This is a genomic window from Pseudomonas sp. UBA7500, from assembly GCF_002478435.1.
GTDB lineage: Bacteria > Pseudomonadota > Gammaproteobacteria > Pseudomonadales > Pseudomonadaceae > Aquipseudomonas > Aquipseudomonas palmensis.
In genome coordinates this window covers 193,403-207,126 of record NZ_DLNW01000002.1, presented here as the reverse complement: position 1 = coordinate 207,126, position 13,724 = coordinate 193,403, and the positions used below count along the sequence as shown (strand labels likewise).

Below are 13,724 nucleotides of genomic sequence, written 5' to 3'. Positions count from 1 at the left end.
TGCAAGCATAGAATGGTTTTTTGGGGCCTGCTGTAGGACTTTTGGACAGATCTCGAAGGGTTCTTCGTCAGCAAGGCTGACTCCTGCCGTTTATCCCCACTCTGCAGGAGCCAGCCTTGCTGGCGAAAGCCGCGCTGTAGTCAGCCCGCCGGGGTCAGCCCCAACGCGTAATCGAGGTAGCCGCGATACGCCGTTTCCCAGTCATCCTGGAAGGTGTGCCCGGCCGGGTGTTCGTGGCTTTGCACCGGGTTGCTGCCTTCGAACGCCTTCTGCGTGGTTGCGGTCAGTTCCAGGTTGCTCGAATGCTCCTTGGCGCCGTGCACGATCACGATGCGCTTGTCCTTGGCCTTCTGCACGGCGAATGGAATGCGAAAGCCGCCCGGCGACAGCAGTACCGCGCCGCTGTAATGCTGCGGGTATTCGGCGATCAGGTGCGCCGCATGTTCGGCGCCCTGGGAAAAGCCGATCAGCGCCACGTTCGAGCGGTCGATGCGGGTCTGCTTTTCCAGGGCCTTGAGCGCGGCCGCCACGGCTTTCTCGGTCGGCTCGACCGTGTGTTGCTGCCACATGAACTGGCCCTCGTCGCGCTTGAGCGTGCCGTTCACGCCCACCAGTACGGCGCGTTCGCCCACCAGTTCTTCACGCATGCGAATGCCCTTGCTGCCTTCGGTGCCGTAGCCGGACAGCCACACCACCACCGGCCAGCCGCCGGCCGGGGCCTTGCCTTCGGGGATGCTGAACGCCGCCGCACCGGCATCCTTGGCCTGTTTGGCGTAGTTGGCCTCGGCGCTCTGCAGTAGTTTCTTGTAGGCCGGTGCGTCCTTCATGCCCTCCAGCTCGTCGTCGTCACGCAGGATCACGGCCTGCCAGAAACCGCGCTCGCGGGCCTGGTCGAGCAGGTCGCCAGCCAGATCGAACTTCTCCATCGAGGCCAGGGCGGCGCCGGCCTGGTAGGACGCATAGGCGTTCTTCGGGTCCAGGCGTGCGGCCGTCAGGTAATAGGCCAGGGCGCCAGCCATGTTGTCGTGCTCGCTTTTCTCCTTGTCGCCGGCATCGATGAATTCCTGTGCGTCGGCATCGTTCAGGTAGAGGTTGGCCATGCCGGCCAGGCCCTGCCAGCGGCCCTTGGCAACGGCCTCGTCTTCGTCGGCGAAGCTGGCGGTGGCAGTAAGGCTCAGGGCGGTGAACAGGCTGAGGGTGGCAAAGTGCAGACGAGGAGATGTCATGAACGACAAGACCGAGAGTCCTTTTTCGGTGGAAGGGAAAGTGTGCCGGCCAATACGGCCGGGGCGCGGATTCTAGCATGGCAGCTCAACTGCGCAGCTGGTTCCAGTCCAGTTCGAAGCGCGCCAGGTATTTGCGCAGGCGGTCGGCATCGTTGGGTTTTTCCTTGTCCTGGCGCGACACCGCAAACAGCTGGCGCCCTGCGTCGGACAGCGAGCGGGCATCGCGACACACCCGCAGCACGGCCTCCAGTTGCAGGCGGTCGAACAGGTCCAGCTCACGCCCTTCAAGCAACGGCTCGGTGGGCGCCGCAACCCCCCAGGCCCGTTGCAGCCGGGTGATCTCTTCGCTGACCAAGGGCTCGTCGATGCGTCCGCTGTCGGCCAGGGTCGCCATGCGCGTGATCGAGGCCGACAGCTCGCGAAAGTTGCCGGCCCAGCGTGCTTGCGGTGAATGGGCGAACGCCAGGTACTGGCGCTTGGCTTCAAGGTTGAAGCGCACGTTGCGGCCCTGTTCGCGGGCGTGGCGCTGCAGTTCGAAATCGATGTTCGGCTCGATGTCTTCGCGCCGCCCGGCCAGCCCCGGCAGTTCGAAGGTCCACAGGTTGATGCGCGCATACAGGTCTTCGCGAAACAGCCCTTCGGCCACCTGCTTGCGCAGGTCACGGTGGGTGCCGGCGATCAGCTGGAAGTCGCTTTGCACCTCGCTGTCTGCGCCCATCGGGAAGAAGCGCTTCTCTTCGATGGCCTTGAGCAGCATGGCCTGTTCGTCGGCGCCAAGCTCGCCGATTTCGTCGAGAAACAGCATGCCGCCGTCGGCGGCGCGCAGCAGGCCGTCGCGGGCGTTCTGTGCACCCGTGAAGGCGCCCTTGATATGCCCGAACAGGCTCGACATGGCGCCGTCGCCGCGCAGCGTGGCGCAGTTCACTTCGACGAAGCGGCCCTCCAGCTGGTGGCGCGTGCGCTTGAGTTCATGGATGCGTCGGGCCAGAAACGACTTGCCGGCACCGGTCGGCCCCACCAGCAGCATCGGGGCGGTGGAGCGCAGGGCGACGCGCTCGATCTGCTCGATGGAGTGGTTGAACGCCACGTTGCGCGTGGCGATGCCGGCCTTGAGAAACGCCAGGCTGTGCGCCTGCTCGCGCTGAAAGCGCGAAGCGATGTGGTCATAGCGCGACAGGTCGAGGTCGATCAGCGTGCTGGTGCCGGCCGGGTCACGCTCTTCTTCCTTGCCGCGCGCCGGCGAGGTCTGCACCAGCCGCGCCGGCAGGTAGCGCGCCTCGGTCAGCAGAAACCAGCAGATCTGCGCAACGTGGGTGCCGGTGGTGATGTGCACCAGGTAGTCCTCGTGCTCGGTGTCGAAGTGGTAGCTGCTGGCGAAGTCATGCAGCGCGCCGTACATCTCTTCGAAATCCCACGGGTTGTGCAGAGCCAAGCGGTGCAGGCGCACCTCGGTGTGGGGCGACACGCTGAGTACATCCTCGCGCAGGCGCTCGGCCAGGCCCAGATCACGTTCGCTCTTGCCGTGAATCAGCTCCAGGCGATCGATCGAAAGATCCGGCTGCTGGCACAGCGCGACGGTGGGCCGCCACTTGTTCCAGCGCGCGGCACCCTTTCCGTTGCGGTCGAGGGTGGTACCGATGAAGCCGATGGCAACGCTGCGCTTGTGCATGCTGTTTATCTTTTTGGATAAATGAAGAGATAAAAGTATACATAAAAGCCCTCAAGCATTTGCCCGGTGCGCAGGTTCATTTAACGAAGATTAAAATAAAACACTTATAAATCAATTAGTTGAAAATAAATTCTAGCGCTTTTACGAAACCTGGCACGCCCCTCGCAATAACTCTTTCGACCGCATCGCCAAGCAGGCCAACGGGTCGGGGTTCACAACCCCACCGGTGCACGAGCCCACCTCTGGTGTTGGTGTCGTGCATGCCGCCGCCGCAACGACCGGTCGCTGGCGCAACCCCGGATGGGGCCGCCAACGAGCCTAGAACTCGTTACATACCCTCCACGGTAGCTGTACCCGTAACACCCGCCGGTGAGGCGAGGGCAACGCACTTGCAGCCAGGATGGCTGACTGTCGCGAAGGACGCCCCCGCCACCGCTGGTACGCCCGGCCTGCTGGCCGGGCCCGGGGCAAGGCGCAACGTCGGACCGAAGGACTCGGTCGGCAAAGGACTCTGATGTCCCGGCGCGTGCACCTCCCCCCGGGCCCCACCTGCAGCGCTCGGCGTACCGGCAGCACCGGCACCACGGAATTCATTGAAAGGGAAATACAGAATGAAACTGCTCAAGCGCTTCATCGTGAAAAAGAACGAACGCGGCCTGCTGTTCTGCGAGGGCGACTTCGTGTCGATCCTGGAACCGGGCGTGCATCAGCGCTTTGACCTGCATAACCGGCTGACGGTGGAAACCTTCAGTCTCAACACCCCGCGCTTCGAGCACCGCCTGGCCGGCTACCTGCGCCAGAGCGAGCCGGCGGTGGTGGATCAGTACTTCGAGCGCATGGACCTGGCCGAACACGAAGTGGGCCTGCGTTTCGAGGATGGCGCACTGGCGGAACTGCTGCCACCGGGCAGCCGCCAGTTGTACTGGAAGGGCCAGAGCGCGCAGACCCTGCAGCGCATCGACCTGACCCACAGCTATCGCCTGGAGCCGACCCTGCTCGGCCAGCTCGGCCAGCCCAAGCTGCGCGGTCGCACCCTGGCCGGGCTGGATGCGGTGCTGCTGGCGCCGGTGCCGGCCTTCCATGTGGGCGTGCTCAAGGTCGATGGCGCAGTGGTCGAGCTGCTGCCGGCCGGTCAGTACGGCTTCTGGCGCTTCAACCGCCAGGTGAGCGTCGACATGGTCGACATGCGCATCCAGTCGCTGGAGGTCAGCGGCCAGGAGATCCTCACCCGCGACAAGGTCAGCCTGCGCCTGAACCTGGCGGCCAACTGGCGCTACAGCGACGTGCTGATGGCTTTCGCCAGCCTCAGCAAACCGCTGGAGCACCTGTACCGCGAGGTGCAGTTCGGCCTGCGTGCGGCCGTGGGCACGCGTACCCTCGACGAGCTGCTGGAGAACAAGCAGCTGATCGACGACACCGTCAGCCAGTACCTGGCCGAGAAACTGGTGGGCAGCGGCATCGAGGTCAGCGGCCTGGGCGTGCGCGACATCATTCTGCCGGGTGAAATGAAGACCCTGCTGGCGCAAGTGGTGGAGGCGGAGAAGGCGGCTCAGGCCAACGTGATCCGGCGCCGCGAGGAAACCTCGGCGACCCGTTCGCTGCTCAACACCGCCAAGGTCATGGAAGACAACCCGACGGCCCTGCGCCTGAAGGAGCTGGAAACCCTGGAGCGGGTGGCCGAGCGCATCGACCGGATTTCGGTATTCGGCGGGCTGGATCAGGTGTTGAATGGGCTGGTCAGCCTGAAAACCGCATGACACCTGCCAGGCCTTCGGGCCTGGCGGGCTACAAGGACAATTGAGATGAAACACATGAACATCCTCGAAGTGGCCAACGGCAAACCGATCAAGCTCTGGACCCAGGGCGTGCCGGTGGACGAGGACGCACGCCAGCAACTGATGAACACCGCGCGCCTGCCGTTCATCTTCAAGCACCTGGCCGTGATGCCCGATGTGCACGTGGGCAAGGGCTCGACCATTGGCAGCGTGATCCCGACCCTGGGCGCGATCATCCCGGCGGCGGTGGGCGTGGACATCGGCTGCGGCATGATTGCGGCGCGCACCTCGCTGGTGGCGGCCGACCTGCCCGACAACCTGCAAGGGCTGCGCAGCGCCATCGAGAAGGCAGTGCCCCACGGCAAGACCTTCGGCCGGCGCGACCAGGGCGCGTGGAACCACGTACCGACCGCCGCCGATCAGGCGTGGTCGGCCCTGGCCGGGCGTTTCAAGGCGATCACCGACAAGTACCCGCAGCTGCAGAAGACCAACAATCGCCAGCACCTGGGCACCCTGGGCGGCGGCAACCACTTCATCGAGGTGTGCCTGGATGAGGCCGACCGCGTGTGGTTCATGCTGCACAGCGGCTCGCGGGGCGTGGGCAATGCCATCGGCAACCTGTTCATCGAGCTGGCCAAGGCCGACATGCGCCAGCACATCGCCAACCTGCCGGACAAGGAACTGGCGTACTTCGAGGAAGGCAGCCGACATTTCGACGATTACGTCCAGGCGGTGGAGTGGGCCCAGGACTTTGCCCGGCAGAACCGTGCACTGATGATGCACGCGGTGATCGAGGCCACGCGCCAGGTCATCCGCAAGCCGTTCGAGGCCAACCTGCAGGGGGTCAACTGCCACCACAACTACGTGCAGAAAGAGCAGCACTTCGGCCAGGAGATCCTGGTGACGCGCAAGGGCGCGGTGTCGGCGCAGAAGGGCCAGCTGGGGATCATTCCAGGCTCGATGGGCGCGAAGAGTTTCATCGTTCGCGGCCTGGGCAACGAGGAATCGTTCTGCTCCTGCAGCCATGGTGCCGGGCGGGTCATGAGCCGTACCCGGGCCAAACAGGCCTTCACCCTTGAGGACCAGGTGCGCGCCACCGCGCATGTGGAGTGCCGCAAGGACAAGGACGTGATCGACGAGATCCCGATGGCCTACAAGGACATCGATGCGGTGATGGCGGCGCAGCGCGAGCTGGTGGAAGTGGTGCACACGTTGCGTCAGGTGGTGTGTGTGAAAGGCTGACGGCCTCTTCGCCGGCCGTGCCGGCGAAGGGGCACAACGAGGATTCGAACATGAACATGGAAGACCGTCACCCCCTGCCCAGTGCGATGCGCAGCTGGGTACTCGAAGAACTGCAACGCATCGAGCGCGAGCATGACGTGCGCGTGCTCTACGCCTGCGAATCCGGCAGCCGCGCCTGGGGTTTTGCCTCCACCGACAGCGACTTCGACGTGCGCTTCATCTACGTGCACCGCCAGGATTGGTACCTGCGCATCGACGAGCCACGCGACGTGATCGAGCGCCCGCTCACCGACGAACTCGACATCAGTGGCTGGGAGCTGCGCAAGACCCTGCGCCTGCTGCGCAATGCCAACCCGACCCTGCTCGAATGGCTCGACTCGCCGCTGGTGTACCGCGCCGAGCCGGGGGCGCTGCAAGCCTTGCGCGGCCTGGCCAGGCAGTTCCATTCGCCGCAGGCGGCGTTTCACCACTATCTGTCGATGGCCACCAAGAACTTTCGCATCTACTTGCAGGGCGAAGAGGTGCGCCTGAAGAAGTACCTCTACGTATTGCGCCCGTTGCTGGCGGTGCGCTGGATCGAACAGGGCCTGGGCATGCCGCCCACCGCGTTCGCCCAACTGGTGGAGGCGACCCTGCACGACCCGCTGCTGCTGGCCGACCTGGACGAGCTGCTTCGCGTCAAGCGCATCGCCAGCGAAGCCGATTACGGGCCTCGCCGCGTACTGCTGCACCAGTTCATCGAGAGCGAGCTGGCACGAGGGGGAGCCGCCCCGGCACTGCCCAGGCCCCACGGCGATGTAAAACTGCTCGACGACTATTTGCGTGATACTGTGCGCCGTTTTTCATAGGAGCCTGTATGAACAAGGATGTCGACGCATGCTGAACCTGCGGCTGGCGCAACGCTGGGAGCGCCTGGGCAATCGCGATACCGAGGTGGGCGTGATGCTGCTGTTCGCCCTGCTGGCCGCGCTGTTTGCCTGGGGCGCCTATGTCATGGCCTATCCGGAGCATGGCTGTGTGCGCATGGGCAAGGGCAACAGCGGCCCCCTGGAGTGCAACCCGCGCCAGTTGCTCAACAATGCTGTCGGGCTGCTGTTGATCGGCGTCTGCTGCGCAAGCCCCATCTTCTACATCCTGTGGCACTGGATCAAAGACATGGCGCGGCCATTGACGCTGGAAGAGGAATAGCTCGATGACCGACAGCAAATACGAACGCCTGCCCCACGCCGGTGACTTCGAGCGGGTGGCCGGCACCGAGATCGTCTACCTCTCGCCCCTGCCGATCCCCACCGGCATGCCGGCCTACAGCAGCCGCAACCTGCACCGCGAATCCAACGAGGTGTACCTGGACTTTGCCATCGGCCAGGGCAACTTCGAGTTCATGGCGCGCTGCGGCATCGCCTCGGTGATGGGCGTGGTTACCTGCTTCATGCTCACTGCCTTGCTCGGCTCCTGGGCACGCCGCCATGTGGAGCCGTTCTGGAGCACCTTCTCCGACTTCATGGCCAACGGGTTCATCTGGGGCTTCATCGCCTGCCTGTCGTTGCTGTATGCGGGGATGTTCTGGCGGGTGATGCGCGAGGTGACGATTCACCCGCCGATACGCTTCAACCGCCAGCGCCGCGAGGTGGCGTTCGTGCCCACTCGGGGCGCGGCGCCGATCTTCGTGCCGTGGGAGTCGGTGATCGCCTGCGTCAGCGCGGGGCGCACCGTCACCGAGTACGCCGTGCTGCCCGCCTTCAACCTGATGTTCTGCCTGCGTCAGGCCGACACCGGCAATGTGCTGTGGATCAACGTGCCCAGCGGCCACCTGGGCGCGGCGATTGCCGAATGGGAAGCGATCCGGGTGTACATGGAAGAGGGCCCGGCGAGCCTGCCGCCAGCGCCCGATGAAGAGTTCGAGGAGGGCACCGTGGCGTTCTTCCACATGGCCCGCCAGGGCTATCGCGACAACTTCCCGTGGTGGCAGCACTGGTTTGGCTTTCTGTTTGTGCAGGCCTTCGGCGGCTGGACCTTGCCGTGCCATATCTCGCACTGGGTCAACAACCGGCCCAAGGCGGGCATACCTCCTGAGGTGAAGGCGTGGTCTACGCCGCTGCCGGCTGAACAGCATGCCAGGCCCAGCGCCGAACTGCTGGCGCAGAGCGAAGAGGTGCGCAGTACCTTGCGTCGTGGCCAGACCCTGCTCGACTACTTCAATGTGAAGTTTGGCGACCCGGCTGAACCGGCAGCCGAGGCGGCCTCAGGTTCAGCGCCAGCACGCTGATCAGCACCAACGGCCCGCCCAGCATCACCGAAGCCGAGGGCCGCTCGCCCAGCAGCGCTGCGGCGATCAGCATGGCGAAGGCGGGTATCAGGTACAGCGCCAGGGTCACCCGGGTGACCTCGCAGTGGCGCAGTACCCAGGCCCAGGCCAGGTAGGCCAGCGCGCTGGGGAATACCCCCAGCACCAGCACCGCAGTGTTGGCCTGGGACGGCGCGTGGCCCAGGTCGTCGAGCAGCCCCGGCAGGTACACCATCAGCAATGCAGTGCCCGACCATACGGTGTAGCAGGTGATGGTCAGCGCGTCGTAGCGGTGGCCGTGGTGTTTCTGCAGGGCGAAATAGATGCTCCACGACAATGCCGCCACCAGAATCAGCAACCCGTGCGGGTCGAACTGACCGAGCCCGCGATCGCCGGCCACCACGATCACCGCGCCGGCCATGCCCAGCAGCAGGCAGCCCCAATGCCAGGCCCCGGCCACCTGCTTGAACACCCAGTGCGCGATCAGCAGGCTGAACAGCGGCGTGGACTGCGCCAGCACACTGGCCGCCCCGGCGCTGACCCCACGCTGGCCGTAGTTGATGGCCACATGGTGCAGGCTGACCGCGAACAGGCCAAGCAACAGCAGGGTGGGCACGTCCCTGAGCCGGGGCAGGGCGATGCCGCGCAGCAGCGCGATGACCGCCATGAACAGCGACGCCACGATAAAGCGCGCCAGCGCCAGGTGCGTGGGCGCATAGCCCTGCAAGCCCAGGCGGATGCCGGTGGGCGAGTAGGCCCAGCACAGCAGCACGAAGAGTACGGCGCAGGCGATTTTCAGTGAGCTGGGGCGGGTCATGGGGTGGGCTTCCGAAGGGCGGGTGCGCTCAGTATCGGAACGCCTACTGCTCACTACAATCGACTTATACTGAGCCAATCGTTCACTTTGGGTGATGTATGGAGCTGATGCAGATCCGCATGTTCAAGACCGTACACGACACCGGCAGCATTGCCCGTGCGGCCGAGGTGCTGCACTACGTGCCGTCCAACATCACGGCGCGGATCAAGGCGCTGGAGGCCGAGCTGGGCGTGCCGTTGTTCCATCGCCGCGGGCGCGGGCTGGTGATCAGTCCGGCGGGGGAAACCTTCTTGCCCTATGCCACGCAGATGCTGGCCCTGGCCGAGGCCTCCAGGCAGGCGCTGGCGCCGTCCGCCAAACCATCCGGACGCTTGCGCATCGGCGCCATCGAGTCCTCGGCCAGCGGGCGCCTGCCGCGGTTTCTGGCGCAGTACCATGCGCGCTATCCCGAGGTGACGCTGGAGCTGAGCACCGGCACCTGGTCGCAGATGCTCGACGATGTGCTCAACCACCGTCTCGATGGTGCGATCGTGGCGGTGGATGTCGAGCGCCCGCACCTGCGCCGCACCCTGATGTACCAGGAAGACCTGCTGCTGATCGGCGCACCGTCACTGGGGCCGCTGCGCAGCGCCGCGGACCTGGTGGGCAAGGCCGTGTTCATGTGGCCTGAAGGCTGTCCGTATCGGGCGGCACTGGAGCACTGGCTGCAGGCCCAGGGGCACAAGCTGCCCATCGTGGGCATCGGCAGCTACGGTGCGATAGTCAGCTGCGTCAGCGCCGGCACCGGGGTGTCGCTGGTGCCGCGCGGCATCTACGAGCAGTACCGCCAGGGCGCAGGGTGGATCGGGCACGAGTTCGCCGACCTGAAGGCGGTCGACAACCTGTTCTACTGGCACGAGGGGGCGGGGCGACATCCGGCGCGGGAGGCATTCGTGCAGATGCTGCGCGATGGCCTGGCAGGGAATGTGCAGGTGGATTCGCTCAGCACCGCTGACGCCGCGGGTACGTAGAACCTGGCGTCGGATCATGGCATGATGCCATTACTTTTTATATTGATATTCACTCGATGAGCGCCCCGTCTGTGTCAACGATGTCCTTGCTGGTGTGCGATGACTCCATGGTGGCCCGCAAGCAGGTGCTGCGCGCGCTGCCCGCCAACTGGCCGGTAACGGTTACCGAGGCCAGCGACGGGCGCCAGGCCATGGACGCCATACGCCGCGGCCTGGGCCAGGTGGTGCTGCTGGACCTGACCATGCCCACCATGGATGGCTACCAGGTGCTGGCTGCGCTGCGTGACGAAGGCCTGAGCCCCAAGGTCATCGTGATTTCAGGCGATGTGCAGGAAGAGGCCGTGCGCCGGGTGCTGGACCTGGGCGCGCTGGCGTTTCTGAAAAAACCCTTCGACCAGGACGAGCTGCGCCGCCTGCTGGCCCAGCTGGGGCTGTTGGGTGAGCGCTCGGCGACACCGCTGGCCGGCGCGGCGACTGCCGTCATCGGCTTTCGCGAGGTGTTCAGCGAAACGGTCAACGTCGCCATCGGCCGCGCCGCAGCCCTGATCGCCAAGGTGCTGGGCGTGTTCGTGCAGTTGCCGGTGCCCAGCGTCAACCTCTTCGAGGTGGGCGAGTTGCACATGGCGCTGGCCGACGCGGGCAGCAGCCAGCGGCTCACGGCAATCTGCCAGGGCTTCATCGGCAGCGGCATCGCCGGCGAGGCCCTGCTGATGTTCCACGATTCGGAAATCGCCGACATGGCCAAGCTGATGCGCCACCAGAGCATCGAGTATTCCGACATGGAGCTGTTGCTGGACTTCTCCAGCGTATTGATCGGTGCGTGCCTGAGCAGCATTGCCGAGCAGATCGACGTGGTGTTCTCCCAGGGCCACCCGCAGATCCTCGGGCAGCACGGCACCATCGACGAGCTTATCCAGGTCAACGGCCAACGCTGGCAGAAAACCCTGGCGGTCGAGATCAGCTACAGCCTGGAAGGGCACGATATCCGTTTCGACCTGCTGTTGCTGTTCACCGAAGACTCCATCGAGCGCTTGACCCATAAACTTGCCTACCTGATGAACTGAGCCCATGCGCGATCCTATCGACCTGAAGGAATTTCACTGGCTGCTGAGCATCGTGCAGAGCATCGATGTGGGCGTGGTGGTGCTCGACCGCGAACATCGGGTGCAGGTGTGGAACACCTTCATGGAAAACCGCTCGGGGGTGCAGCCCAGGGATGCCTACAACCAGTGCTTCTTCAGCCTGTTCCCCGAGGTCGACCGGCAATGGTTCAGCCACAAGGTGGACAGCGTCGCGACCCTGGGCACCCCGGCTTTCACCATCTGGGAGCAGCGCCCGTATCTGGTGCGGTTCAAGAACTACCAGCCGATCACCGGCCAGGTGGATTTCATGTACCAGAACACCACGCTGCTGCCGTTGCGCTCCACCGACAGCGAGATCCGCCAGATCTGCCTGGTGATCTACGACGTGACCGATGTGGCCACCAACCGCCACCAGTTGCAGGCCGCCAACGCGCAGTTGCAGAAGCTGTCCAGCACCGATTGCCTGACCGGCCTGTACAACCGCGGGCATTGGGAGGAGTGCCTGCAACTGGCGCATGCGCGCAATCAGCGCTATGGCAATGCCACCAGCCTTGTGATGTTCGACATCGACCATTTCAAGCGGGTCAACGACACCTATGGTCACCCGGCGGGCGATGCCGTCATTCGCCAGGTGGCCAGGGTGGTTCGCGAGCAGATCCGCGACAGCGACGTGGCCGGCCGTTACGGTGGCGAAGAGTTCGGCGTGGTGCTGACGGACACCGACAAGGCCGGCGCGCTGATCTTTGCCGAGCGCCTGCGCAAGGCGGTCGAACGCCTGAGCGTCAGCCATGAGGGGCAGGACATCCGTTTCACCATCAGCCTGGGCGTGGCCGATCTGAGCCAGCCCTCCAGCAGCCACGCCGAACTGATTGCCTGGGCCGACCATGCGCTGTACCTGTCCAAGCACGGCGGGCGCAACCGGGTGACAGTGCATGAACCCGCGGTGGTGGCGGGCTAGCTCAGCTTAAGGCGCAGTAGCAGGTCTGATATTTCAGTTGATAATCATTCGCAATTGAATGCAGAATAGCGGCCCTCCCAACCCGCTCCTGCCTTCAATGGTCGTCGCCGTGTCCTGCCCCAGCGATAAACTCCAGTTGTACCTTTCCCACCGTGCTGCGCTGGTCGACTATTCGGCACCCATCGTCGGCTGCCGTGCGCAGGCCGAGGACGTGGTGCAGGAGGCCTGGCTGCGTTTCTGCGGGCAGGCCGACGCCGGTGCGCAGTTGGGCAATCCGGTGGGGTACCTGTACCGCATCGTGCGCAACCTGTCGTTCGACCTGCTGCGCCGCACGACCCTGGAAAACCGCCAGCCCGATGGCGGCGAACGGCTCGATGAGCTGCCGTCGAGCGCACCGTCGCCGGAGCACCAGGCCCTGCACCGCGATCAGTTGCGTGTGCTGCAGGACGCCCTGGCGCTGCTGCCGGAGCGGGCGCGGCAGGCCTTTCACATGCACCGCTTGCAGCACATGACTTTTCAGGAAATTGCCGCCCGCTTGAATATTTCGACTAGTCTGGCGCACCAACTGGTGCGTGACGCACTGACCCACTGTGCGGAGCATCTGGCCGATGACTGATACCACCCCGTCTTGCCGAACGCCCGGCTCGCTGAAGGACGACCCGGTGTGGCAGGCCGCCATGGACTGGCTGCTGCAATGCAATGCCGAACCGGACAACGTGCTGCTGCACCAGGCCCATGCGCGCTGGCTGGCCGCTGACGAACGCCATGCGGCGGCCTGGCGCAAGGTGCAAAAGGTCTGGATGCTGAGCGCCGGCATCGACCCGCTGGAGCCACCAACGGCGCACCAGGTGCCCGCCGCACCGCGCATGGCAGCCCGCCGGCGCAGTTGGCCACGCCGGGCGCTGGCGGCGAGCGCGCTGGCGGCCTGCGTGCTGTTGCTGGTGGGGCGTGCGCCGCCGGCCGACTACAGCAGCACGGCGGGCGAGCACCGGCAGGTGCGCCTGAGCGACGGCAGCCACATCGAACTGGGCAGCGACAGCGCCATCCGCGTGGCGTTCGAGCCGGGTGCGCGTGCGGTCACGCTGCTCAAGGGCCAGGCATTCTTCGAGGTCAGCCATGACGCCGCGCGGCCCTTCACGGTGCAGGCCGAAGACGTGAAGGTGACCGTCACCGGCACGGCGTTCGATGTGGACCTGAGCCGCAGCGCGGTGTCGGTAGCAGTGCAGAGCGGCTTGGTGCAGGTGCGTGACAGGCGCGGCGAACTGGCAGTGCCGGCGCTGGGCGCGGGCGACAGCCTGCGCGTGGGGCTGAACCAGGGCCCGGCGCAGCGCAGCCGGGTGCAGCTGGAGCAGGTTGCGGCATGGCGCCAATGGCAGTTGCTGGTCAACGACCGTCCATTGGCCGAAGTCATCGAACAACTGCGTGCGTATTACCCCGGCGTGTTGCTGCTGCAGGACCGTGCCCTGGGCCAGCGGCGCATCACCGCGTCGCTGAACCTGCGGTCGCCAGGTAGCGCGCTGCAACTGGCCATCGCCCCGCTGGGCGGGCAGCTGACGCAATGGGGGCCGTACATCACGGTCATCCGTGAGCGCGCTTCGCCGCCTGGAAAAAAATAAATTCACGAAGTTCTGGAAATTCCCCATCGCCGTTCGTTTATTGCC

At 65.1% G+C, this 13,724-nt stretch carries 13 protein-coding genes; 10 read left to right on the top strand and 3 right to left on the bottom strand.

The genetic code is table 11. The annotated features are described in order from the left end of the window. Nucleotides 1-140 precede the first annotated feature (140 nt). Both B4I46_RS02425 and rtcR read right to left on the bottom strand, forming a co-directional pair. Nucleotides 141-1,226 carry a dienelactone hydrolase family protein gene (locus B4I46_RS02425; protein ID WP_177346343.1) on the bottom strand — a complete coding sequence of 362 codons (1,086 nt, stop codon included), beginning with the start codon at nt 1,224-1,226 and terminating at the stop codon, nt 141-143. Between the two features lie 85 nt (nt 1,227-1,311). Beyond that, nucleotides 1,312-2,895 (bottom strand): RNA repair transcriptional activator RtcR, encoded by a 1,584-nt coding sequence (gene rtcR / locus B4I46_RS02420; protein ID WP_123753517.1) that lies wholly within the window; start codon nt 2,893-2,895, stop codon nt 1,312-1,314. Between the two features lie 611 nt (nt 2,896-3,506). On the opposite strand from rtcR, the gene B4I46_RS02415 reads away from it, so the two are divergent. From B4I46_RS02415 to B4I46_RS02395, 5 genes are read left to right on the top strand one after another with little or no spacing between them, the layout of a single operon-like run. Continuing rightward, nucleotides 3,507-4,652: a slipin family protein gene (locus tag B4I46_RS02415; RefSeq protein ID WP_054916416.1), complete on the top strand. Its 1,146-nt coding sequence runs from the start codon at nt 3,507-3,509 to the stop codon at nt 4,650-4,652. Between the two features lie 45 nt (nt 4,653-4,697). Then, the gene (locus B4I46_RS02410; RefSeq protein ID WP_123753516.1) at nt 4,698-5,912 is read left to right on the top strand and encodes an RtcB family protein; all 1,215 of its coding nucleotides are present in this window, start codon (nt 4,698-4,700) and stop codon (nt 5,910-5,912) included. 50 nt (nt 5,913-5,962) lie between these two features. Then, nucleotides 5,963-6,760: a nucleotidyltransferase domain-containing protein gene (locus tag B4I46_RS02405; protein WP_043861877.1), complete on the top strand. Its 798-nt coding sequence runs from the start codon at nt 5,963-5,965 to the stop codon at nt 6,758-6,760. 28 nt (nt 6,761-6,788) lie between these two features. Further along, nucleotides 6,789-7,100 carry a hypothetical protein gene (locus tag B4I46_RS02400; RefSeq protein ID WP_286898466.1) on the top strand — a complete coding sequence of 104 codons (312 nt, stop codon included), beginning with the start codon at nt 6,789-6,791 and terminating at the stop codon, nt 7,098-7,100. A gap of 4 nt (nt 7,101-7,104) precedes the next feature. Then, nucleotides 7,105-8,178 (top strand): DUF6708 domain-containing protein, encoded by a 1,074-nt coding sequence (locus tag B4I46_RS02395; protein WP_058541910.1) that lies wholly within the window; start codon nt 7,105-7,107, stop codon nt 8,176-8,178. Here the strand turns inward: B4I46_RS02395 and B4I46_RS02390 are convergent. Continuing rightward, nucleotides 8,108-9,013 (bottom strand): DMT family transporter, encoded by a 906-nt coding sequence (locus B4I46_RS02390; protein ID WP_210014654.1) that lies wholly within the window; start codon nt 9,011-9,013, stop codon nt 8,108-8,110. The two genes, B4I46_RS02395 and B4I46_RS02390, sit on opposite strands and share 71 nt — an antisense overlap. Before the next feature lie 98 nt (nt 9,014-9,111). On the opposite strand from B4I46_RS02390, the gene B4I46_RS02385 reads away from it, so the two are divergent. The 5 genes from B4I46_RS02385 (at nt 9,112) to B4I46_RS02365 (ending at nt 13,679) form a co-directional block, all read left to right on the top strand. Beyond that, a complete protein-coding gene (locus B4I46_RS02385; RefSeq protein WP_054916414.1) occupies nt 9,112-10,023 on the top strand; it encodes a LysR family transcriptional regulator in 912 nt (303 codons plus the stop codon). A gap of 56 nt (nt 10,024-10,079) precedes the next feature. Next, nucleotides 10,080-11,087: a response regulator gene (locus B4I46_RS02380; protein WP_043861873.1), complete on the top strand. Its 1,008-nt coding sequence runs from the start codon at nt 10,080-10,082 to the stop codon at nt 11,085-11,087. Nucleotides 11,088-11,091: 4 nt separating this feature from the next. Further along, nucleotides 11,092-12,063 (top strand): sensor domain-containing diguanylate cyclase, encoded by a 972-nt coding sequence (locus tag B4I46_RS02375; RefSeq protein WP_043861872.1) that lies wholly within the window; start codon nt 11,092-11,094, stop codon nt 12,061-12,063. Nucleotides 12,064-12,160: 97 nt separating this feature from the next. After that, the gene (locus B4I46_RS02370) at nt 12,161-12,679 is read left to right on the top strand and encodes a sigma-70 family RNA polymerase sigma factor (RefSeq protein ID WP_043861871.1); all 519 of its coding nucleotides are present in this window, start codon (nt 12,161-12,163) and stop codon (nt 12,677-12,679) included. Then, nucleotides 12,672-13,679: a FecR family protein gene (locus B4I46_RS02365; RefSeq protein WP_240619920.1), complete on the top strand. Its 1,008-nt coding sequence runs from the start codon at nt 12,672-12,674 to the stop codon at nt 13,677-13,679. Before B4I46_RS02370 ends, B4I46_RS02365 begins: the two co-directional genes overlap by 8 nt. The last annotated feature ends 45 nt before the right edge of the window (nt 13,680-13,724 follow it).

Bases quoted from the DNA above. Each gene is read 5' to 3' on its own strand.
- B4I46_RS02425 (WP_177346343.1), bottom strand. From the start codon at position 1,226: ATGACATCTCCTCGTCTGCACTTTGCCACCCTCAGCCTGTTCACCGCC.
- rtcR (WP_123753517.1), bottom strand. From the start codon at position 2,895: ATGCACAAGCGCAGCGTTGCCATCGGCTTCATCGGTACCACCCTCGAC.
- B4I46_RS02415 (WP_054916416.1), top strand. From the start codon at position 3,507: ATGAAACTGCTCAAGCGCTTCATCGTGAAAAAGAACGAACGCGGCCTG.
- B4I46_RS02410 (WP_123753516.1), top strand. From the start codon at position 4,698: ATGAAACACATGAACATCCTCGAAGTGGCCAACGGCAAACCGATCAAG.
- B4I46_RS02405 (WP_043861877.1), top strand. From the start codon at position 5,963: ATGAACATGGAAGACCGTCACCCCCTGCCCAGTGCGATGCGCAGCTGG.
- B4I46_RS02400 (WP_286898466.1), top strand. From the start codon at position 6,789: ATGCTGAACCTGCGGCTGGCGCAACGCTGGGAGCGCCTGGGCAATCGC.
- B4I46_RS02395 (WP_058541910.1), top strand. From the start codon at position 7,105: ATGACCGACAGCAAATACGAACGCCTGCCCCACGCCGGTGACTTCGAG.
- B4I46_RS02390 (WP_210014654.1), bottom strand. From the start codon at position 9,013: ATGACCCGCCCCAGCTCACTGAAAATCGCCTGCGCCGTACTCTTCGTG.
- B4I46_RS02385 (WP_054916414.1), top strand. From the start codon at position 9,112: ATGGAGCTGATGCAGATCCGCATGTTCAAGACCGTACACGACACCGGC.
- B4I46_RS02380 (WP_043861873.1), top strand. From the start codon at position 10,080: ATGAGCGCCCCGTCTGTGTCAACGATGTCCTTGCTGGTGTGCGATGAC.
- B4I46_RS02375 (WP_043861872.1), top strand. From the start codon at position 11,092: ATGCGCGATCCTATCGACCTGAAGGAATTTCACTGGCTGCTGAGCATC.
- B4I46_RS02370 (WP_043861871.1), top strand. From the start codon at position 12,161: ATGGTCGTCGCCGTGTCCTGCCCCAGCGATAAACTCCAGTTGTACCTT.
- B4I46_RS02365 (WP_240619920.1), top strand. From the start codon at position 12,672: ATGACTGATACCACCCCGTCTTGCCGAACGCCCGGCTCGCTGAAGGAC.